Source organism: Varibaculum sp. (assembly GCF_008661855.1).
In the GTDB taxonomy this organism is placed as follows: domain Bacteria; phylum Actinomycetota; class Actinomycetes; order Actinomycetales; family Actinomycetaceae; genus Varibaculum; species Varibaculum timonense_A.
This window is the reverse complement of the sequence record NZ_RPZY01000055.1, coordinates 38,316-59,409: the sequence shown is the minus strand read 5'-3', so window position 1 is coordinate 59,409 and position 21,094 is coordinate 38,316. Positions and strand designations below refer to the sequence as shown.

Sequence of the window (21,094 nt, the reverse complement as noted above, 5' to 3'; positions counted from 1 at the left end):
AAAGAAGCACCTATGCTTTTTCGGCGGGGGATTGAGATAAAAAATCGCACCCAGCTGGGGTATATGCGCCAGGCAGCGTTGGTTGTTAATCAGATTCATGAGGCCGTGTGGCAGACAGCAAAAGCCGGAGTTACTCCCCGTGAAATAGACGAGATTTCCGCGCAGATAATCGCAGATAATAATGCCAAATCCAATTTTCTTGGCTACTACGATTACCCCGCAACTATCTGTATCTCGGTAAATGACACGGTAGTGCATGGTATTCCGGATAGCATTCCCTTTGAAGTTGGCGATTTGGTCAGTTTTGATTGCGGATGCTACCTGGAAAAAGATGGTAAGCAGTGGCACGGGGATTCTGCCTTTTCGGTGATTATCGGGGAAGAACCAGCCCCGAAGCCAGCACCCTCAATCTCGGCACACAGCTACCCCACGTCCTCTAAAAAAGAGCAGCTATTGGAAATCACCCGGAGGAGTACCTGGGCAGGGGTAGCAGCTATGGCTCGTCCTCGTGCCCGGGTGAATGATATTGGGGCAGCGATAGAGGACGAGGTTGATGCCTTTGCGGAAACTTCCGGCTGGACTGCGGGAATAGTTGAAGAGTTCACTGGGCATGGAATCGGTACTGCCATGCATCAGCCGCCCGATGTGTTTAACTTTCGGGCTGCGGGACGTTCAGCGGCCATAAAACCCGGAATGGTGTTGTGTGTGGAGCCGATTTTGACTTGTGGTTCTAATCAGGTCACTACTCTTGCCGATGGTTGGACGGTTAAAACAATTGATCACTCATTGGCGTGCCACTGGGAGGCGCAGGTTGCGGTACTTGAGGAGGGAATCTGTGTCCTTAACCAACCGGATTGTGGCGAGGACGCATTGGCGCCTTTTGGGGTTAAACCTGTACGGATTTAGGGTAAGGGTTGTCTTTTTGTGAACATTGCAAATAGACAGGCGCTAAGCGCCCTTTGCGTGACGGATTTAACCCTCTGTCAGCTTTAGCTTTGTCCTGTTACTAACGTAAAGTTGTTTATTGGGTTTGTGGCTAAAGGGTATATTATACCCGCTGGTCATCCTGTGTGGACAAGGTTAGTGAAGGATAAATGGCTAAAAAAGAAGGCGTTGTAGAGGTCGAAGGCACCGTTGTAGAGGCACTTCCGAATGCTTATTTTCGGGTAGAGCTCGAGAATGGTCACAAAGTGCTTGCGCACATTTCGGGCAAAATGCGTCAGCATTATATCCGAATCTTACCGGAAGATCGCGTGGTAGTAGAGCTTAGTCCCTACGATTTGTCGCGCGGTCGAATCGTCTACCGATACAAGTAAAACAGTATTGGCGGTGGATATTCCCACTGCGTAGAGGAAAATTATGAAGGTTAAACCTAGCGTTAAGAAGATCTGTGAGAAATGCAAGGTGATTCGTCGCCACGGCGTTGTCATGGTGATTTGTGAGAACCCTCGGCATAAGCAGCGTCAAGGCTAGCTGAGATGACAGCGCGCTACCGGCACCTCTGAAATAGATGGTGACCCCAGGTCCGGAGGCCTGGGCCGGGAACGGAAGGTAGCGCGACGGCCTCCGGGAACAATGTGGAGAGAAAAGTAATGGCAGCACGTATTGCCGGTGTTGATCTTCCCCGCGAGAAGCGTTTGGAAGTAGCACTAACTTATATTTACGGCGTTGGGCGTACTCGCGCTCAAAAAACGCTGGAAGAGACCGGGGTTAGCCCGGATGTGCGCGTAAAAGACATTTCTGAAGAAGATTTGATTAAAGTACGCGACTTCATAGAATCGAATTACAAGGTTGAAGGCGACCTTCGTCGTGAGGTCCAGGCCGATATTCGCCGCAAAATTGAGATTGGTTCCTATCAGGGATTGCGTCACCGCTTCCATTTGCCGGTGCGTGGTCAGCGAACCAAAACCAATGCGCGTACCCGCAAAGGACCCAAACGCACTGTTGCTGGCAAGAAGAAGGCTGCATAAGGTAAGCGCAGGTATCACCTGCTGGATCTGAGGAAAAGAAGGAAGATATGGCTGCTAGTTCTATAAAGAGCCGTAAGCCGCGTCGGGCTGCGCGTAAGAACGTTGTTCAGGGAAAAGCGTTCATTAAGTCTACATTCAATAACACTATCGTTTCGATTACTGATCCTTCGGGAGCAGTTATTTCTTGGTCATCTGCTGGACAGATGGGCTTTAAAGGTTCCCGCAAGTCTACGCCCTTTGCAGCACAGATGGCTGCTGAGGCGGCTGCTCGGCGGGCACAAGAGCATGGCATGAAGAAAGTTGACGTATTCGTTAAAGGACCGGGATCTGGTCGCGAAACCGCGATTCGGTCTTTGCAGGCTACCGGGCTTGAGGTTGGGTCTATTCAGGACGTTACTCCGCACGCTCACAATGGCTGCCGTCCTCCGAAGCGTCGCCGCGTATAACGCGCCCTAACTGAAATAGAAAATAGAAGATAGTAAAACACTTCTGTGGGTCTCCAAGCCGTCATTTGGGAGATTTCGCAGTTTTGTCTAAAAGGCTGACTTTAGGTCAGAACGTTCGTTCCAGTCATATGGCGGGCTGGGCGAGAGAAAGGACAACACGTTGCTTATTTCACAGCGACCCGTGCTATCGGAAGAAGTTGTAAGCGATCAGCGCTCCCGCTTCACCCTTGAACCCCTAGAGCCCGGTTTCGGGCATACTCTGGGAAACAGTTTGCGGCGTACCCTGCTTTCCTCTATTCCGGGAGCTGCGGTCACCTCTATTCGTATTGAGGGGGTGCCGCATGAGTTCCGCACCATCCCGGGAGTAATGGAGGACGTTTCCGAGATTATTCTGAACATCAAGCAGATTGTGCTTTCTTCAGAAAATGACGAACCGGTGGTGATGTATCTACGTAAGGCTGGTGCCGGAAAGGTTACCGCTGGCGATATCACCCCTCCGGCCGGAGTGGAGATTCACAACCCGGATTTGTATTTGGCGACTTTGAACGAGTCCGGAAAGTTAGAAATTGAGCTGACAGTTGAACGCGGTCGCGGCTATGTTTCTGCTGATCAGAACAAGTCTGAGGGGCACGAGATTTCTCGGATTCCGATTGATTCCATCTACTCCCCGGTGGTTAAAGTTCGCTACAAGGTAGAGGCTACTCGTGTAGAGCAGCGCACCGACTTTGATCGCTTGATTGTTGATGTGGAAACTAAACCGGGGCTTGCTCCGCGTGATGCTTTGGCTTCGGCGGGTAAGACCCTGGTAGAACTGTTCGGTTTGTGTCAGGAACTGAATATCGAAGCTGAAGGTATTGAACTTGGCGCTCCGCAAACTGATCAGGTTCTGGCTCAAGATTTAGCGCTGTCTATTGATGACCTGGGCTTACAGTCTCGTTCCTATAACGCTTTGACGCGGGAAGGAATCAACACTGTTGGCGAACTTGTCGCCCGTTCAGAAGCTGATCTTTTGGATATCCGCAACTTCGGTGCGAAGTCAATTGAGGAAATCAAAGAGAAACTTGCCGAAATGGGTATGGCTCTTAAAGACTCTCCGCTACCAACTTCGGTTAGTCTTGATGACCTTGCCACCCCCAGTTCTCTGCAGTTCTCTGATGACTAAGTCGGGTTTTCTCGGCGCTGAAACAATAAAGTTTTTTAGGAAAGTAAAGGAATAAAAATGCCTAAGCCATCTAAAGGTCCGCGTTTAGGAGCCGGTCCTGCGCATGAGCGTAAAATTCTGGCGAATCTGGCTAAATCTCTGATTGAGCACCGTTCGATTCGCACCACCCAGGCTAAAGCCCGCCGCCTGCAACCCTATATTGAGAAACTGATTACCAAGGCAAAGAAGGGCGATATTCACAATCGCCGCATGGTTGCTCGTAAACTGGGTACTCAGGTGGATAAATATACCCGGGGTTTTGACGCAGTTTACACCCTATTTGATGAGGTAGTTCCCGATTTGGATCCCAACCGTCAGGGTGGATACACCCGGATTGTGAAGCTACCTGCTCGCCGGGGAGATAACGCTCCTATGGCAGAGATTTCCTTGGTAACTGAAAAGGTAGAAGCCAAAGCGAAAGTTCAGTCGGTTAAAGAAGATGCCGACAAAGTGAATAAGGACGAAGAAAAAGTTGAGGAAGCAGAGGTTGAGTCTGCTGCCGAAGCTACTTCAGCTGAAGAATCTGCAGAAGCTAATGAAGCCGATAAGGGCGATAGCTCTGAGGAAACTGAAGAGTCTGAAGATAAATAGTGCACACCACAGAACAGGCAGAATTGTCTGCTAGGTGATAGGGACTTGTTGCGGGCAGTTAGCGGGAATAAAACCGCTAACTGCCCGCTTATTTATATCGACTCGTTTTATATGGGTTCTGGATTTACAAAGCGCAATGGGTCCGGAACGATAAGGATACGGATTTTGGGTTATGGCTGGCCGGAAAATTAGGGATAATACCCAAAACTACCGATAAGCTTTGATTATGGGAATACAGATGAGAAGACCCTTCACCTTGTCGGTTGATTGCGGGGGTGGAGGCATCAAAGCCTCAGTCCTTGACTATCGAGGTACAATGGTCGCTCCCTCTTTGCGGGTTCCAACCCCTTATCCGCTCCCGCCAGAGCTTTTGATTGAGATTATCCAAAAGTTTCAGACCGACCTAAAGGCTGCTCCGGACCGCGTGACTGTGGGAATGCCCGGTATGATTCGGCATGGAGTGGTGATTTCTACTCCTCACTATGTTTGCCGCTCCGGGCCGCGCACCCGGGTCCTTCCGCAAATGGTTACAGCCTGGCAAAACTTTGATTTAGCTTCAGCTTTAGAAGACCAAATAGCTCTGCCGTCTTTAGTGTTAAATGATGCCGAAGTTGCTGGTGCTGGCGTTATTTCTGGTAGTTGTATGGAAATGATAATTACTTTAGGCACTGGTCTAGGTAACTCGATTTGGGACGGTGGTCGCCTGGCTCCACATATGGAGCTTTCTCATATGGTTGCTCGTTGGGGGTTGCTATTTGATGACTATGTGGGTGAGCCGGAACGGATTCGTATGGGAGATGCGCACTGGTCGCGGCGAGTTCGCCGCGTGGTAGGGGTACTGCGCGAAGCCATCATGTGGGATCGTCTCTATTTGGGGGGAGGTAACTCTGCGCACATCACCGAATCGGTCAGGAAAACTTTGGGTGATGAAGTGGTGATAGTGCCTAATGATGCCGGGGTTCGCGGCGGGGTTCGCGCATGGGAATTAATGACTTAATGTCTCAAATGGTTCGTTTACGTATTGACCTGGCCTATCGGGGCGCACCTTTCCACGGGTGGGCGCGTCAGCCGGGTTTGCTGACGGTGCAGGGCTGCCTTGAGGAAGCCTTGACTTTAATTACTCGCCAGGTGGCGCAGCTGACGGTGGCGGGACGTACCGATGCGGGGGTGCACGCCCGCGGACAGGTAGCCCACCTCGATGTGCCGAAAGAGTTTTGGCTTTCCCTATCCAGAGGACGCGAGGAAAGCGACCAGACGCGAGGGGAACGATTGAGGGCTCGTCTAGAAGGATTAGCGGGACGCGGTTTGAACGGAGCTTTGGCGCTCAAACAGATAACCGTAGTAGCGGCGGATTTTGATGCCCGTTTTTCGGCTCTTTCTCGCACCTATCGCTATCTGATTTGTGATGATGCCCGCGCGGTAAATCCTTGCCGCTTAGATACTACCCGCACCTCCTCTCCGTTAAATGCCGAAAAAATGCAGGTGGCAGCACAGGCGTTATGTGGCGAGCATGATTTTCTGCCTTTCGCGAAGCCGCGGGAGGGCGCGACTACCATACGTACCCTCCATTCGTTTACTGTTTCCCGACCCCAACCGGGAATCGTGCAGGCCATGATTTGTGCGGATGCGTTTTGTCATTCGCAAGTTCGTTTCATGATGGGGGCGCTAATGGAGATAGGGCGAGGGAAATATTCCCCTGACTGGATAGGGGAGCTGCTGGCTGCCGGTGTGCGTGACCAGCGGGTTCCGCTTGCCGCTGGGCGGGGATTAACCCTTTGGGAGGTTACCTACCCTCCGGAGGACGAATACGCCTCCCAAGCCGCAAAAGCAAAAGTAGTGCGCACCTTGACGAACTACCCTGAAGATTCCAGCTAGAGGCTAGACGTATTTACTTTGCTAAAATACGATCTGATACTCGTCCAGTCGGGTATAGCCACGGGGTAAAATCAACCTCTTTAGTTCCACTACGAAAGCTGAATCGGGAAATCTGATTAACTGAGGGCGGAATCTTAAATTCCGTACAAAGCTCTTTTACCTGGTGCTTTTCGGAATCAATTAGCCAAGTGTACGGATCGGAACAGCTAAAAATACCGCATACTCTCGCTAGATTCTGTGTAAGCTCATTCGCTTCTGGGCTTAGTAGAGAACCCCGTGAGCGAGTAAAAGCTACATCCGGATCTAACGCTACAAGGGGCTTTAACCAATAGCGAGACAGCGAGTTTAAAGCCGCATTGCGGACAGCAGGACCGGAGGGGTCTCGTTTACGTTCAGTGTTATCCCAATAAGGAGCGGTATCAGGTCCAACCCTCATTCCATCGACTAGACCTAAAGACGGCCCAATCAGTGCTCCCGAGGCCATTAGATACGCATTGGGAAGTGTTTCACGTATTGTTTTCAGTCCTTCTTGATAGGCGCATTCCCGTGAAACTGTTTGATAACGCCGGCCAACTATTGCGGCGGCGTTGAGAAAATCCAGTTTGAAATACCTGAATCCCCACCCGTAAATAGTTGTAAGGATTTCTTTGAGCCAAGATTTTGCTCCCGGGTGGGTGCAGTCTAATCCATAATAGAAATCTCCCCAGTTATAGCCAGCAGGTTCCAAATTTCCGGAAAAATCATGAATGAAATACTCGGGGTGCTCGTGGACAATTGCACTGTTACCTGAGGCAATAAAAGGTGAAACCCAGATTCCGGGTGTAAGGTCGTGACTTCTTATCTTATTAGCCAAGGTTTCTAAGCCGGAGGGAAATTTTGCGTTCGGTTGCCAATCTCCTATTCCTTTTTCCCAACCATCATCTATTTCAAGTACCTGATATCCGCTGCGTGTGGCAGGAATAATTTCGGTTTCAATAGTTTCTTCGCTGATTTCTTCAAACCAGGAATACCATGATGACCAAATACCTCCTGGATAACGGTTTGCTCGTTTAGCCTTGCTATCTATAGATTTTCTAAGGGCAGTGGCATAAGCGCTGAAAACACTCAGTTCTTTACCAATCCCAATCCACCAGGAGACGTCACTGTCTTTATTGCAGTTTGCTGGGGCATTATGCGCAGAATAACCGGTTTTATCTGGTAACTTTCTTGCGGTTAATAGATGTTCTCCAATTTCAAAATATCCAGATTCTCCTCCTAAGGCTCCGATAAGCATGATGAAATCTTTTCCCGAATCTAACTTGATTGCAGTTAATAGATAAGACTGATGGACTTCGGGGTCATCAGAATACGCATCCTCGGCTGTTAGAGAACGCGGGGGATTATTCCAAACCCGGTAAGGAGGTTTATCAACCGACCACCACGAGGTCGGGGACCAAGAATTCCAGCCATGTCGATAAAATTCACCATTTTTAAGGTCAGGATAGGATACCTGAATTTCCGAGCAGGTTACTGAGGCACCTCTGCCGGTAGGAGGCTGTTGATTACTCTCATCATCAACTTGTCTGCAAGAGATATTTACAGCTAATTTAGAAATCTGTTCCGGAAAAATAAACTTTCCGTGCTGGTATTTTATCTTCATGATCCCGTTCCTCGTGGTGGGGGCGTTGTGTATTACTTTTCTGCCAGGAGCTCGTTTATTTTCTTGTTTAACTCTGGAAGCGCTTTAGCGGGGTCTTCGCTTCCGCGTTCAATTCCTTCAAAAACTTTGTTAGCTTCAGAGTTAATTTCTTCGGCTTTAAAAGTGATCGGATAGTAGACCAGATTCTTGGGGTCTTTGGTGATATTCAAGAAAGCGCTGACATCGACTCCGTTGGCTTCATGAGCTTTAGCTGCTGCCTCTGATTGACTGGTTATTGAGGGGAACACTATTGCTTTCTTCGCAACGATGCTCTGACACTCCGTAGATGTTAGGAATTTGACCCACTGCCACGCTTTGTCTTTATCTTTGGCATTCTTGGTTATAGAGGGCGCGAGACCATTGATTATGGTCTTTTGTCCCATAGGTCCTTTGGGAAGAGGAGCGAACTTGAACTTTTGAGTCTTTGATTGAGACCAAGTATTAATTCTCCAGGAGCCGTCAGGTACTATAGCTGCTTTATTTTGTTCCATCATAGGTTCTAGACCAAGGTCGCCTGCCTTTTCAACTGGGGTAACATATCCGGCCTGAATCTGTCGCTGCCACCATTTCATGGCTTCAATCAGTTTGGGAGAATCTAAGTTGTAATGGCGACCAAACGGATTTTTATCCAAGTAGTTGAAACCATTAGAAAGGGCGAACCACGACCACGGACCTTGACCTACTACTCCAGAATTAGTTTCCAGTCCCCAGCCGTAAGTCTCAACATTGTTCTTGTCGAACCCGACCTCGTCCCCGCGTTTTCCGTTCTTATCTATAGTCAAGTGCGCTATGGCTTTACCAAAACTACCGCCATCTTGGGGATTCCAATCTAATTTCTGTAAACTAGCTTCATCAATTCCGGCGTCTTTAACGTCCTTTACGTTATAGACGAGAGCTATAGTGTCCCAGTCTTGCGGAATCCCAAAAGTTTTATCTTCGTAATTCCATAGGGACGCCAAATCGCCAGTGTATTGACTCATGTCAATCTTATCTTTTTGGATATATGGTTTAAGGTCGGTCAAAACCCCTTTAGCGGCTAGTTCAGGGTATTGAGCTACGTGATTGGTAATGACGTCCGGAGCCTCGTCTGAAGACAATTGGACTGTCAAATTCTTCCAGTAATCGTCCCACCCGGTTTGTTGAATATCTACGCTAATCCCACTTTTCTTTTTAAATTCGGCAGCACACGCCTCATAAGCTGGTTTCTGATTAGGATCCCATAAACTGTAGGTAACCTTGTTATTATCTGTGTCGCTTCCTTTTGTTTCCTGTGGGGCACACCCCGCTAGACCGGCTGTGGCAAATATAGCCACACCGCAGGTCAATGCGATTGTCTTTTTCATTTCATTCTCCTTAGGGACGGTTCTACTTCGCCGAAGTAAGACCGATTGAATTAACTAGTTTCTTCCCAACTACTAAAAGTAAGATCAACATAGGGATTGTCTGCAAGGTTGCAGCTGCCATGAGACCTGCCCAGTCTGGTTTAGTAGAGGGGGAAGCTTGTTGAAAGGTAGCCAGAGCGACATTTAGTAGTCGAACGGCGTGTTCTTTACCGACCAGTTGTGGCCATAAGTATTCGTTCCATGCAAAAACGGCCTGAATAATTGCAATTGTAGTGATGGGTGATTTGCAGATAGGGACAATTACCTTGCTAAATATCGTCCATCGGTTCGCCCCATCCAAAAGAGCAGCTTCTTCTACCTCTCGAGGAATCGATAGAAAGAACTGTCGCAAAAAGAAAATGGCGAAAGGTGAAACTAGAACATAGGGTGCTAAGAGGCCGGTGAAAGTGTTTAGAAGTCCCAGATTTTTTATTAATACAAAGTTCGGTAGCACGATGAAAATTGGGGGAATCATCATTCCTGTGAGGAGGATTGCGAAAATTTTATCTCGTCCGGGGAAATGTAAACGGGCGAAAGCGTATGCGGACATCGTGGAAGTTACAACTTGTCCAAGTACCAATATCGAAGTGAATATTAGAGAGTTACGCAGGTAGAGCCAGAAATAAATCTTTGCCCCTGATCCTCCTGCCGCTAAGTCTTCTTCGGTGGTTGCAAATCCGAGTACCCGCTTGAAATTTATCCAGCTGGCATCAGTCGGGATTAAAGAATAATCGCCGTTAAAAATTTGCGAGTTAGGGGTTAGCGCTGTGCGGATTGCCCATACGAAGGGGAGTAGGGTGACTATCAAAATAAGTATTAAGGTAGTCCATCCGAGTATTTTTTCCGTGCTTAGCTTGCGTAAAAAATTACTATTTTTCATTGTTATTCCTCAAGTTATCCCAAGTCCGATTCGCTAGCTTTCGTTAAACGCAGTTGGACGATAGTCATAACTAAAATGATGATTAGTAAGATGACAGCCATTGCGGCTGCATATCCCATTTGACCTTGTTGAAAAGCTTTTTCGTAGATATAAAAGTAAATAACCCGAGTGGAATCCAGCGGTCCCCCTTTGGTTGCTACGGCTACAGTGTCAAAAATCTGGAAGGACCCAATCATAGAAACCACTATCACCATCACTAGGATGGGGCGTATCAGTGGCAAGGTTATAGAGAAGAAGCTTCTAGTGGTGCTAGCTCCATCTATTTGCGCGGCGTCGTAAATCATTTTTGGAACTATTTGCATTCCCGCGAAAATTAGTAGTGCTGTGTACCCCATGTTTCGCCAGGAGTTCACGAGTGCAACCGTAAAGATAGCAATATCAGGATTGCCATAAAAAGCGATGGGTTCGCTATGAATCATAGTTAATAAATGGTTCACGAGACCAACATTAGGATCTAGTAAAAATAAGGTGATTACCGCAATAGTGACGTTTGGTACTAGCCAGGGAATAAGTAAGAGCGAACGTACTAAGCTGGATTTGCTGATACGTTGCATTAGCACGGCTATTCCTAAACCAGCTATGGTTTGGGTGGTGATATTGACGAGAACGTAGATGACGGTCACTAAAAGTGCATGAACGAAATGATGGTCGGTCAGTAGCTTTTGATAGTTTGCAAACCCTACGAACTTCGCAGGAGAAATTAAATCCCAATCTGTAAAACTTATAGCTAGACCTCGTATCATGGGAACCAGATAAAATACTAGGAATCCGATTACGGCAGGGGCTATGAAAAGGTATCCGGCTCGCTTCTCTGCTAGCTTTAACTTGCTAGGCTTCCTACCTGAAAAGTCTAGAGTATTAGTCATTTTAGTTTCAGACGTGCTGGTCTCAGCAGCGTCCTCACTATTTATAAATCCGATAGCAGTCATCTTCGACTCCTCAGCTAGTAAGACTTGCGTCACAGCAATTATTACGTTAGTTTCTTTAGTAAGTCAAGCGTTTTCAGTAAATGGGGGTTTACCAGTGTGAATGCTCAGCGAAGAATTCAGCGGCGCACCAATATGGAAGCTGCATTACGTTACCTGACAGGCTGCTCGGATACTGTTGCCAATGTTGCAAAACAAATTGGGGTAACTCGCCCGGCGGCTGAATCAATTGTGGCTGACCTGGTTAAACTTGGCTGGGTTGAGAATGTGCCCACCCCCGAAGGGGTAATCGCAATGGGCAGACCGGCTGCCTACTACAAACTCTCTTCTCAGGCTGGGCATGTCCTTTCCTTAGATATCGGAGCTCATCACGTCAGTGCGCTCACAGCAGATTTAAGCGGGAATATTCTCGCTGAAAATACTGACGATTTAGCTGAGAATACACCTACAAAAATGCGTATAGAAGCTGCCTTAACTGTTAGTAAAAAAACTTTGGAAGAGACCAATTGTGGCAAAACCTGGGTCTGTGTGACCGGAAGCCCCGGGGTTCAGTATCAGGGAAAGGTTGCATATTTTGGGGGTAAAGGTATGCCGGGCTGGCAGGGACTGCAACTTGATCAGGTGGTTTCTGAGGAGCTTGGGGTTAAAGTGACTACTGTTGGAGACTGCGCCCTGGGGGCTAGAGGGGAATCCTGGGTTGGTGCAGCCTCCAAACATAACGACGTTGTCTTCATCTTAGCGGGAATTCGCACTGGTGCGGCCAGTGTTCTTGACGGAAGGGTGCGAGCGGGGAGTCGGGGAGCCGCAGGTCTAATTGGAGAAATTCCGCAACTGAGATGGAGGGAGTTAGAAGCGGAAAGTTTCGCAAAAAGTATCTATAGTCCTAACCAACCCCCCAATCGAGAAAGTATGTTTAGGCAGGCGCGAGAAGGAAATAAACTGGCGATTGCCGGCGCAGCGAGATTCGGTGAGATATTGGGGCTGGGAACTGCCAGTATGATTGCGGTTATTGACCCTGAGTGTGTGGTACTTGGGGGACAATTTTGTGACTATGCGAATCTATTTTTGCCAAAAATGGAGCAGACCATCAGAAAACTTTGTCCATTCCCTCCCTCAATTGTGGTATCCACTTTAGGGAGGCGGGCTGTAGCTCTTGGGGGAATTCGTTACGCCCTAGATGGTGTTTTGGATCAAATAAGGGTACATGCCCTGAACTCTGACTATTTCCCTGCTGCTGATTCCGATAGGTTTTGGCAATAAATCGACAGCTTCCTTAGGGGAAAGAGCGCAATATGTATGATTGATTACTTTCGTGCTTATCAGAGAATTCCAAACTCGTTGTCCAAAAAATACAAATTATGCGATGGTGCATTGCGGGGGCATCACGAGCGTATGTGGGCAGTTCAACAGGAGATTACTTTGACCAGGTAGACACGGTTCCGTAAAATACTAAATGTTGTGTGTCCTGGAACAATCCAGGCGCAGGTTATCTACCTGCAGCATTGGCAAAAACGGGACGCTAGACGGAAGACAGTAAACAGTCGGGTGGAAAACACTACGGCAGCGTCCGCAACACTCTTGGTATTTACGCCGTTTTGTTGCTGCGCCCGCAGGATTTCTACCCCCAAAGAAGAAACGAAGGCTTAAGCCCGTGCGAACTTATAATCCGAAAGCCGGTGACACCCTAAACAAGAAATGGTATGTCATCGACGCTGAAGACGTCGTCCTCGGACGACTGGCGGCAGTTGCCGCCAAGCTGCTGCGTGGCAAACATAAGCCGACCTACACCCCTAACGAGGATATGGGCGATCACGTCATTATCGTGAACGCTGCCAAGGTCGGACTTACTGGCAACAAACGCCAGCAGAAACGCGCCTACCGCCACTCTGGTTACCCCGGTGGCTTAAAATCTGTGTCCTATGGTGACTTGCTAGACAAGAAGCCAGAGGTAGCAGTAGAAAAGGCTGTGCGCGGCATGGTTCCCCACACTCGGTTGGGGCGTGCCCAAATGAAGAAGCTGCATGTATTCGCTGGTTCAGAACACAACCACGCGGCACAGCAGCCAGAACCATACGAAATTAAAAAAATCGCCCAGTAGCCCTGAGCCAAAACCCTGAGGAGAATTGTGGCTGATACCACCGAAAATGAAGAGCTGTTGGAGGAGAATGCCCCCAGCTCTTACACCACGGAAACCCAGTCGGAGCAGACCGGCTCCGGACAGTCCGTGACCGCTCCCGGCATTGGGCTGGGACGCCGTAAAAGCGCGATTGCGCGTGTCCGGTTGGTGCCGGGCAGCGGCGAATGGAAAATCAACGGCAGAACTATCGAGAACTATTTCCCGAACAAGTTGCATCAGCAGCTAGTACGGGCACCGTTCACTTTACTTGACCTAGAAGGACGTTTCGACGTTATCGCTCGGGTCTCTGGCGGCGGAATCTCCGGTCAAGCCGGAGCAGTTCGTCTGGGCATTGCCCGCGCCCTGAACGAAATCGATCGGGAAGCTAACCGTCCTGCCCTAAAGAAGGCGGGATTCCTAACCCGCGATTCACGCGCCGTTGAGCGTAAGAAGCCCGGTCTCAAGAAGGCACGTAAGGCTTCGCAATACTCCAAGCGTTAATCTTTCACGCTTATATATTTTGCCCGGTAAAGGCGGTTTATATCGCCCTTACCGGGCAAAACTATATCGAAATAATGCGGTGCGGCCATAGGGGCGGAGATTGCTATAAGCAATAAATAACACTTGCTATTGTTTGCTAATCTCTATACAAAAACTTTCGTCTGGTGTTAATCTGAACTCGAGAATAGGAAGGTAGATATATGGCAAATACAGCAGCAGTCTATGCACGTATAGATCCACAGCTCAAAGCAGACGTAGAGGATATTCTTTCTCGCTTGGGTGTTACGCCCTCCTCGGTGGTGCAAATGCTCTACAGTCAGATTAAACTGACCAGAAGTATTCCCTTCGGGATTAAACTTCCTGCTAAAGAGCCGCTTTCCCTGGCTGAACTAACTAGGGAACAGCTAAATGCCGAACTGCAGAAAGGTTACGATTCCATTCTTTCGGGCAAATCGTACTCTGTAGACGAGGTCGATGAAATCATGAACCGAGAGTATGGCATCTAATGGGTAGCTACCTCATCAAATATTCAGATGAAGCCCTGCAGGATTTGAAAAATATCTTTGAATACATTGCTAGCCAGCTACGAGAACCGGGGATAGCTGTTGGGCAAGTGAACCGGATTCGTGAGAGCATACGCAGCCTTGAGCAATTTCCGGCTCGCAACAAAGTGGTGACATGGGAGCCCTGGCATAGCCTCGAAATGCGACAAATGCCGGTAGATAACTTTATTGCGTTCTACACCATCAACAATGATACGTCCGCAGTTAATGTAGTTCGTGTCTTCTACGGCAAGCGAGATGTTCAAAGCTACGTTCGGCAGTCATCTTGATAGTTTAGATTTTGCGGAGGTAGACGTTTTCTAGGCGGTGCGAAGCGTCTTTACGCAATATCAAAGTTGCCCGCCCTCGGGTGGGGCGAATCTGTTGCTCCAGGTTGGGCAGATTTATAGAGGTCCAAATATCGTGAGCAATCTGGCGGGCTACCGAATCGGAAATCCCGGCATAAACCTGGAAATAAGATTCTGGGTCTTGGAAAGCAGATTCCTTGAGCGAGACGAACCGCTCAATAAACCATTTCTCAATATCACAGGTTTTGGCATCTACGTAGATTGAAAAATCAAAGAAATCACTGACCGCCAAAGATTTGTGGTCATCTAACCCGCTTCGCCCGTCCTCTTGATCAAGGCGTTTTTCCAAGTTAGGAAGGTCTTGATGTCCTCGATAAACCCAGGCTGGCTGCAACACATTTATGCCCTCGAGAATTAACACATCAGGACTGGCAACTTTGATAAACTTCCCCGGAACCACGTCATAGGTGACGTGCGAATAAACCGGGGCTTTTACCTCTTCTGCTCCCGCTTTCACCTGGCTGACAAAATTCAGGAGGGCGCGTCGGTTATAGGACTCAGGGAAGCCTTTGCGAGCCATTAATCCTGCTCGTTCCAGCTCGGCGTTCGGATACAAGAATCCATCAGTAGTTACCAGAGCTACCCGAGAAGTCTCCGGCCAGCGACTAAGCAGGTTCTGCAAAATGCGGGCAGTGGTTGATTTACCAACCGCTACTGAACCGGCAACCCCAATAATGAAGGGAATCCGGCGTTTATGGGGGCGACCAAAAAAATCTTGTTGGTCTTGAGCGAGGGCGCGAGAATGTAAAACCCGGTAACGCAGCAACGCTGACAGGGGGCGATATACTGCGTCTGCCTCCTCTAAATCAATCGGGTCACCCAACGCTGCCAGGGAACGCAAATCCGCTTCGGTCAGCGGCATTGGGGTTTTGGTGGCGAGGGCACGCCAGGAGGTTCGGTCAAATTCTTCGTAAATGGATTTAGCCGTCATATTTCTGGCTCCGCAATGCTTTCTCGCGCTGTTTTAATCCCTATGCCGCCACTGCCTGGTAGAACCCGGCAGTGGCGGCATGACATTGTCCTATAACGATAGGCGGTTCTTTACTTCGCTTGCTAGGTGTTCACAAACCGCATCGGCTTGTTCTTGGGTAGCAGCTTCTACCATTACCCGCACCAGCGGTTCGGTTCCGGAAGCGCGCAGCACTACCCGTCCGGTATCGCCCAGCTCTTCCTCGGCTTTCGCGATTTCTGCCCGCAACCCGGCATCATCGGTGCGGGTCTTGTCCACGTTCGGTACATTAATCAGGGTTTGCGGTAAGCGCTTTACGAACTCGCAAATCTTCTCTAGAGGCTGACCAGCGTCTTTAACTGCGCGGGCAATGCATAGCGCGGTCAGAATCCCGTCTCCGGTAGTGGCGTGGTTGGCGTTAATAACGTGTCCGGACTGTTCCCCGCCCAGGACAAAACCTTGCTCGCGCATTTTTTCGAGGACGTAGCGGTCACCGACAGCGGTCTGTACAGTGTTAATCCCTTTTTCTTTCATCGCCAAGATTAAACCCAGGTTCGACATAATCGTGATTACCAGGGTATTTCCTGTCAGCTCGCCCTTTTCTTTGAAAGAAGCCGCCAGCATTCCCATGATTTTATCGCCGTCAATCAAGTTACCGGCGGAATCTACCGCCAGGCAGCGATCCGCGTCTCCGTCGAAAGCCACTCCGAAATCACATCCGGCAGCCACTACTTGGCTTTGTAGCTGTTGAGGGTGGGTAGAGCCGCAGTTATCGTTAATGTTGCGTCCATCGGGGGAGGCATTTATTACTACCGTGTCTACCCCGGCTTCTTGGAGTGCTTCCGGGCCGAGTCGGCTGGCGGCTCCATTGGCGCAATCTACCGCTACGCGCAGTCCAGATAGGTCTCCTGCCGCCCGTACCAGGTGTTTAATGTAGAGCTTTTCCGCACTTTCACGTTCGGCATTGATTTCACCTACGCTTTCACCTATAGGACGGTCGGTTTCATCTCCTAGGAGCTGCTCGATTTGGTCTTCGATAGCGTCGGGGAGTTTATAGCCGCCCCGGGCAAAGAATTTGATGCCATTATCAGGCATGGGATTGTGGGAGGCGGAAATCATTACCCCCAAATCAACATCGGTTTTTGCGGTCAAGTAGGCGACGCAGGGGGTGGTGACTACCCCGATACGGTTTACGTCTACTCCCTCGGAAGCAAGACCCGCCGAAATCGCGTGGTCAAGAAAATCGCCGGACATACGGGTATCGCGGGCAACGATTGCTCGCAGCTTGCGACCTTTAGGCGCGTCTTTGCGGATTTGTTTCGCTGCTGCTCGCCCTAGTTCTAAAGCCAATTCGGGGGTTAGCTCTTGATTGGCTAGACCGCGTACTCCATCGGTTCCAAAAAGTCTGCCCATTTTACCTGTCTTTCAACTAGCAGAATCTGACTTTCTCAGCCTACCCCACTTGAAAGCTTTGCTTATTTTCTTTTGGGTGGTCTGGCAGAATTATTGGGGTTGTTTTGCTGGTGTTGTTTCTTCGTTATGCAGATGAATCGTTTTGTTACATAAATGAATTGTTTTTAATGCTATTATTAGTGTTGCTATTAAAACAATGGTTAATAGTGTGAAAAATATAAATCCTCCAAAAAATAGTAATAGCTCAAACCATGTTGGTTCTAGAATGTTTTCCATTGATTTAACCTTCCCCGTTGTAGATTACTCGTCCCAGTTGATTACCTTTCGGGATATAGATACCTCACCGTTCTCACTGTATTATCTTTCTGAGGTGACATTAGCAGCGATTTCGGTAAAAAACAATGGTAAGGCTAACCAATATTTTATATTGGAGATGACCTGATTGACTCTCTGTAGAGACAGCAATGCTTTTCGGTAATCTCCCCCAGATACTGTTTTTGATTATCGGTGCTAATGCAGGCGGGATAACTGGCTGGATAGCAATGCGGCTGAAGTCGTGCCAAAATCAATTTCATGTGTGGAATCTTAGGAATGGTTGGGCTAGAGCCCACTAAAGATACAGAAAAAGTGATTATCGGGGGCTTGGCTCGCCTAGAGTATCGAGGCTACGACTCAGCGGGGATTGGGCTTTCTACCCCCGGCGGGATACAAATCCGTAAAAAGAGCGGAAAGCTCGCTAATCTGCGGGCAGATTTGCAGGATAATCCTCTGCCTCAGGCGATTGCAGGGATTGGTCACACCCGCTGGGCTACTCACGGCGGACCGACAGATATTAATGCTCATCCCCATGTTTCTTCCGATGGGCAACTCGCGCTAGTTCATAACGGCATTATCGAAAATGCCGATAATTTGCGCCGCGTCCTCGAAAAACAGGGGTTCAGTTTCGTTTCTGAAACTGATACGGAAGTAATCGCGAACCTGCTGGCAGCGTCCTATTTAGCTGACGAGGACGCGGGTACGTCTCTGGGGGAGGGCGCAGCTGAGGTACCTGCTCCCGTCCTCGATAATGCGCAGGTTTGTGCCGAAGTGGCTGCGGGGGTGCACCGGGCGGCGGCGCGTCTTTCGAGAGCGCTTTTGGCTACGATGTCGCAGCTTAAAGGTACTTTCACGATTTTGGCGATTCACCGAAATGCCCCCGGAATGGTGGTTGCCGCACGGCGTTCCTCTCCGCTGGTAATCGGGGTAGGTAAAGATTGCAACTACCTTGGTTCGGACGTTTTAGCTTTCACTGATTACACCAAGGAGTGCCTAGAAATTGGGCAAGATGAACTGGTAATGGTGACCGCTAATCAAGTACAGGTAGCTGACAATCGGGGACGGGCTTTAACCCCCAAACAGTTCACGGTAGATTTTTCGGTAGATCGTACTTCTAAGGGCGAGTGGGGGACGTTCATGGAAAAAGAAATCCATGAACAACCTCAGGCAGTTACTGCCACTTTGCAAGATAGAACTGATTCGCAAGGGTATCTGACGTTAGATGAGCTGCGCATTAGTCAAGATGTGTTGCGGCAAGTAAACAAAATGGTGATTATCGCTTGCGGCACTTCTGCCTATGCTGGACAGGTTGCCCGTTATGCGATTGAGCATTGGTGTCGGATTCCGGTAGAAGTCGAGCTGGCCAGCGAATTCCGCTACCGTGACCCGGTAGTTAATCAGCGCACCCTAGTGGTGGCGATTAGCCAGTCCGGGGAAACTATGGACACCATTATGGCGGTGCGACACGCGCGTGAACAGGGGGCGAAAGTGCTGGCGATTGTGAATACTCCCGGTTCAACTATTCCGCGCGAATCTGATGCAGTACTGCTAACCCATGCCGGTCCGGAAATCGCGGTCGCCTCCACGAAAGCGTTTACTGCCCAAATCACTGCTTGCTACCTGTTGGGACTGTATTTAGCACAGGTGCGCGGCAATAAGTATATCGATGAAATCGCAGATTACCTGGAAAAGCTATCGGAAGTTCCCCGTAAAATGCAGACGCTCCTAAACGAAATTCAGCCGGTAGTAGAGGTCGCTAAACGCTACGGCAAGAACCTGAAATCCACGATTTTCTTAGGTCGTCACGTGGGCTATCCGGTGGCTATGGAGGGGGCGCTGAAACTTAAAGAAATCGCCTATGCACACGCGGAAGGCTTCGCTGCCGGGGAACTCAAACACGGTCCTATCGCCCTAATCGAGCCGGGGCAGTTCGTATTTGTGGTAGTTCCCACCCCACGCCGCCCCGAGCTGCATCAAAAAGTGATTTCCAACCTGCAGGAAGTACGCGCTCGCGGCGCAATCACCTTGGTAGTAGCGGAAGAGGGCGACGATAAAGTCGATAAATATGCCGACCATATTTTCCGGGTTCCTGTTACTCCTACCTTATATATGCCCTTGCTCAGCGTGATTCCTTTGCAGGTCTTTGCCTGTGAGGTGGCTAAGAGCAAGGGATACGACGTAGATCAGCCGCGTAACCTTGCTAAATCGGTGACGGTAGAATAAAGGTCAGGTAAAAGGACGGGCAGCATGATTGAGGCATTCGAGAAACAAACAGTCAGGAGGGCTGAAGCCCAGGTGGTGGCTGCGCATCCTCACGGGACTTTGATGAAAAAAGCGGCTGGCGAAGTCAGTGATACCGTTATCGAATTATTGCTTGCTCGCGGAGTAAAGGTAGCGGAAAGCCCGATTCTGGGGTTAGTCGGGGGCGGAGATAATGGCGGGGACTGTCTGTACGCCCTGGCCTATCTGGCAAAACTAGGTTACCCTTGTCTAGCGCTGATTCTTTCCGATAAGCCGCACCTAGAAGCACTGGCAGCGGCAGAAAAAGCACAGGTAACCATCGAGCGGGTGGATTTAGCTGGTAATGCCCGCCAGGTTGCGCGCCTGGCTTCCCGGCGTGCCCGCGCCGCCAAGGTATGGATTGATGGACTGGTAGGAACCGGGATAAACGGGAAACTACGTGAACCGTTATCGCAGGTAGTTGCGGAGCTTACCCGGATTTCTGCATCGCATCCTCGTCAGTTTTTACGGATTGCTATTGATATTCCCTCTGGTGTTTTCGCAGATGATGGTCGCCTTCCTGGGGTATGTTTGGGGGCAGATGTCACTGTAACTATGGGGGCGCTCAAGTCTGCGAGTTTACTGCCACCGGCAGCCTATGAATTTGGGCAGGTGCGCTTAGTGGATTTGGGGTTACAGCTCAGTGAACCCCGGCTTGCTCGCCTACAGGCTAGGGATGTGGGTGAGTTTTGGGCTCTGCCTCGGGCGCAAGATCACAAATATACTCGCGGGGTAGTGCAGGTCGTGGCAGGTTCGTCCTCTTTTCCCTTAACCGGGGTGATGTGTGTGGAAGGCGCGGGTCGAACCGGAGCCGGGATGGTGCGTTATGTGGGCCCCGAGGAGGCGGCTTTCGCGATTCTTTCGCGCTTTCCCGAAGCGGTAGTAGGTGCGGGGAAGCATCAGTGTCTACTGGTGGGACCGGGTATTGATTCAAAAGATTCTTCTCGGGTGCGCGAAGCGGTAAATCAGGCTGTTCAAGCAGCTACCAGCGGGATTCCTTTGGTGTTAGATGCGGGAGCTATTGATTTCTACCCCGAAATTGTGGCGCAAGTTCCCGGCGGACATCTTAGCCACCGGGCAGTACTTACTCCTCACGCGGGGGAGGCGGCGCGCCTACTTTCAGCGCTTGGCGCTGGGGGAGGACGTGGCGGGGTTACTCGCGCCGAGGTGGAGGCTTCTCCGGCTGCCTGGGCACAGTTCTTAGCGGATAAAACCCAGGCTACGGTGCTGCTTAAGGGGGCGGTGACTCTGATTGCCAGCGCTAATGAAACTATGTTTAGTCAGGCGGGAGCCCCGCCTTGGGCGGGTACGGCGGGCTCGGGGGATGTGCTTGCGGGGATAGTTGCCTCTGTTTTGGCTCAGCATCAAGCCCGCGCGGAACAGTCTGGTCATCATATGTCTGCTTCTCAGGTTTCTTTTGCGGTTGCCTCTGCTGCTTGGGTGCACGCGATGGCGGCGCGAAATGCGGCGGGGCTTTCCCTATCAGAGGAGCCGGAGGCTAAGGGTTTAACTGCTCTGGGGACGCCGATTGTGGCTAGCGATATTGCTAGGGCGATTCCGCAGGCGATTGCTTGGGCGCTGGCCAGGATTTAGGGCGGTAT

Annotated in this window: 23 protein-coding genes; 16 read left to right on the top strand and 7 right to left on the bottom strand. The window is 49.8% G+C overall.

What is annotated here, in order from left to right; all coding sequences use genetic code 11:
- Window positions 1–12 precede the first annotated feature (12 nt).
- The 9 genes from map (at window position 13) to truA (ending at window position 6,083) form a co-directional block, all read left to right on the top strand.
- Window positions 13–906 carry a type I methionyl aminopeptidase gene (gene map, locus QZT94_RS07020; protein ID WP_296760843.1) on the top strand — a complete coding sequence of 298 codons (894 nt, stop codon included), beginning with the start codon at window positions 13–15 and terminating at the stop codon, window positions 904–906.
- A gap of 188 nt (window positions 907–1,094) precedes the next feature.
- A complete protein-coding gene (infA, locus tag QZT94_RS07015) occupies window positions 1,095–1,316 on the top strand; it encodes a translation initiation factor IF-1 (protein ID WP_072510294.1) in 222 nt (73 codons plus the stop codon).
- Between the two features lie 43 nt (window positions 1,317–1,359).
- A complete protein-coding gene (rpmJ, locus tag QZT94_RS07010) occupies window positions 1,360–1,473 on the top strand; it encodes a 50S ribosomal protein L36 (protein ID WP_072510293.1) in 114 nt (37 codons plus the stop codon).
- A 119-nt stretch (window positions 1,474–1,592) separates the two neighbouring features.
- Complete coding sequence (gene rpsM, locus QZT94_RS07005) at window positions 1,593–1,970, top strand: 30S ribosomal protein S13 (RefSeq protein WP_072510292.1); 378 nt, start codon at window positions 1,593–1,595, stop codon at window positions 1,968–1,970.
- A gap of 47 nt (window positions 1,971–2,017) precedes the next feature.
- On the top strand, window positions 2,018–2,416 hold the full coding sequence (rpsK, locus tag QZT94_RS07000; protein WP_024059742.1) for a 30S ribosomal protein S11: 399 nt from the start codon (window positions 2,018–2,020) through the stop codon (window positions 2,414–2,416).
- 160 nt (window positions 2,417–2,576) lie between these two features.
- Window positions 2,577–3,578: a DNA-directed RNA polymerase subunit alpha gene (locus QZT94_RS06995; protein WP_270626580.1), complete on the top strand. Its 1,002-nt coding sequence runs from the start codon at window positions 2,577–2,579 to the stop codon at window positions 3,576–3,578.
- Window positions 3,579–3,635: 57 nt separating this feature from the next.
- Window positions 3,636–4,208 carry a 50S ribosomal protein L17 gene (rplQ, locus tag QZT94_RS06990; RefSeq protein WP_270626582.1) on the top strand — a complete coding sequence of 191 codons (573 nt, stop codon included), beginning with the start codon at window positions 3,636–3,638 and terminating at the stop codon, window positions 4,206–4,208.
- Window positions 4,209–4,446: 238 nt separating this feature from the next.
- On the top strand, window positions 4,447–5,205 hold the full coding sequence (locus tag QZT94_RS06985; RefSeq protein WP_296760839.1) for an ROK family protein: 759 nt from the start codon (window positions 4,447–4,449) through the stop codon (window positions 5,203–5,205).
- Window positions 5,187–6,083: a tRNA pseudouridine(38-40) synthase TruA gene (gene truA / locus QZT94_RS06980; RefSeq protein WP_296760838.1), complete on the top strand. Its 897-nt coding sequence runs from the start codon at window positions 5,187–5,189 to the stop codon at window positions 6,081–6,083. The genes QZT94_RS06985 and truA overlap by 19 nt, the downstream gene beginning before the upstream one ends.
- 13 nt (window positions 6,084–6,096) lie before the next feature.
- On the opposite strand, the gene QZT94_RS06975 is transcribed toward truA, so the two are convergent.
- The 4 genes from QZT94_RS06975 to QZT94_RS06960 are packed head-to-tail and all read right to left on the bottom strand — an operon-like array spanning window position 6,097 to window position 11,012.
- Window positions 6,097–7,722, bottom strand: coding sequence for a glycoside hydrolase family 36 protein (locus QZT94_RS06975; protein WP_296760836.1), 1,626 nt, complete (start codon window positions 7,720–7,722; stop codon window positions 6,097–6,099).
- A 32-nt stretch (window positions 7,723–7,754) separates the two neighbouring features.
- A complete protein-coding gene (locus QZT94_RS06970) occupies window positions 7,755–9,104 on the bottom strand; it encodes a sugar ABC transporter substrate-binding protein (protein ID WP_270626586.1) in 1,350 nt (449 codons plus the stop codon).
- A gap of 22 nt (window positions 9,105–9,126) precedes the next feature.
- Window positions 9,127–10,023 carry a carbohydrate ABC transporter permease gene (locus QZT94_RS06965; protein ID WP_270626588.1) on the bottom strand — a complete coding sequence of 299 codons (897 nt, stop codon included), beginning with the start codon at window positions 10,021–10,023 and terminating at the stop codon, window positions 9,127–9,129.
- Between the two features lie 14 nt (window positions 10,024–10,037).
- Window positions 10,038–11,012, bottom strand: a complete 975-nt coding sequence (locus QZT94_RS06960; RefSeq protein ID WP_270626590.1) for a sugar ABC transporter permease — start codon at window positions 11,010–11,012, stop codon at window positions 10,038–10,040.
- Between the two features lie 96 nt (window positions 11,013–11,108).
- Here QZT94_RS06960 and QZT94_RS06955 point away from each other — a divergent pair, with 96 nt between their 5' ends.
- The 5 genes from QZT94_RS06955 (at window position 11,109) to QZT94_RS06935 (ending at window position 14,458) form a co-directional block, all read left to right on the top strand.
- On the top strand, window positions 11,109–12,269 hold the full coding sequence (locus QZT94_RS06955; RefSeq protein ID WP_270626592.1) for an ROK family protein: 1,161 nt from the start codon (window positions 11,109–11,111) through the stop codon (window positions 12,267–12,269).
- Window positions 12,270–12,660: 391 nt separating this feature from the next.
- Window positions 12,661–13,107 (top strand): 50S ribosomal protein L13, encoded by a 447-nt coding sequence (rplM, locus tag QZT94_RS06950; protein WP_296760832.1) that lies wholly within the window; start codon window positions 12,661–12,663, stop codon window positions 13,105–13,107.
- Between the two features lie 27 nt (window positions 13,108–13,134).
- The gene (rpsI, locus tag QZT94_RS06945) at window positions 13,135–13,626 is read left to right on the top strand and encodes a 30S ribosomal protein S9 (protein ID WP_072510282.1); all 492 of its coding nucleotides are present in this window, start codon (window positions 13,135–13,137) and stop codon (window positions 13,624–13,626) included.
- A 200-nt stretch (window positions 13,627–13,826) separates the two neighbouring features.
- Window positions 13,827–14,132: a type II toxin-antitoxin system RelB/DinJ family antitoxin gene (locus QZT94_RS06940; RefSeq protein ID WP_270626596.1), complete on the top strand. Its 306-nt coding sequence runs from the start codon at window positions 13,827–13,829 to the stop codon at window positions 14,130–14,132.
- Complete coding sequence (locus tag QZT94_RS06935) at window positions 14,132–14,458, top strand: type II toxin-antitoxin system RelE/ParE family toxin (RefSeq protein ID WP_270626598.1); 327 nt, start codon at window positions 14,132–14,134, stop codon at window positions 14,456–14,458. The genes QZT94_RS06940 and QZT94_RS06935 overlap by 1 nt, the downstream gene beginning before the upstream one ends.
- Window positions 14,459–14,462: 4 nt before the next feature.
- Here QZT94_RS06935 and coaA read toward each other — a convergent pair whose 3' ends face one another.
- The 3 genes from coaA to QZT94_RS06920 all read right to left on the bottom strand — a co-directional run bounded on the left by coaA (window position 14,463) and on the right by QZT94_RS06920 (window position 17,174).
- Entirely contained in the window at window positions 14,463–15,467 is a 1,005-nt protein-coding gene (gene coaA / locus QZT94_RS06930; protein ID WP_072510279.1) for a type I pantothenate kinase, read from the bottom strand.
- A 90-nt stretch (window positions 15,468–15,557) separates the two neighbouring features.
- Window positions 15,558–16,898, bottom strand: coding sequence for a phosphoglucosamine mutase (gene glmM, locus QZT94_RS06925; RefSeq protein ID WP_296760826.1), 1,341 nt, complete (start codon window positions 16,896–16,898; stop codon window positions 15,558–15,560).
- A gap of 90 nt (window positions 16,899–16,988) precedes the next feature.
- Window positions 16,989–17,174, bottom strand: coding sequence for a hypothetical protein (locus QZT94_RS06920; protein WP_270626602.1), 186 nt, complete (start codon window positions 17,172–17,174; stop codon window positions 16,989–16,991).
- 297 nt (window positions 17,175–17,471) lie between these two features.
- Here QZT94_RS06920 and glmS point away from each other — a divergent pair, with 297 nt between their 5' ends.
- Both glmS and QZT94_RS06910 read left to right on the top strand, forming a co-directional pair.
- Window positions 17,472–19,436 carry a glutamine--fructose-6-phosphate transaminase (isomerizing) gene (glmS, locus tag QZT94_RS06915; protein ID WP_296760823.1) on the top strand — a complete coding sequence of 655 codons (1,965 nt, stop codon included), beginning with the start codon at window positions 17,472–17,474 and terminating at the stop codon, window positions 19,434–19,436.
- Window positions 19,437–19,460: 24 nt separating this feature from the next.
- Window positions 19,461–21,086 (top strand): bifunctional ADP-dependent NAD(P)H-hydrate dehydratase/NAD(P)H-hydrate epimerase, encoded by a 1,626-nt coding sequence (locus tag QZT94_RS06910; RefSeq protein ID WP_296760822.1) that lies wholly within the window; start codon window positions 19,461–19,463, stop codon window positions 21,084–21,086.
- Window positions 21,087–21,094: the final 8 nt, after the last annotated feature.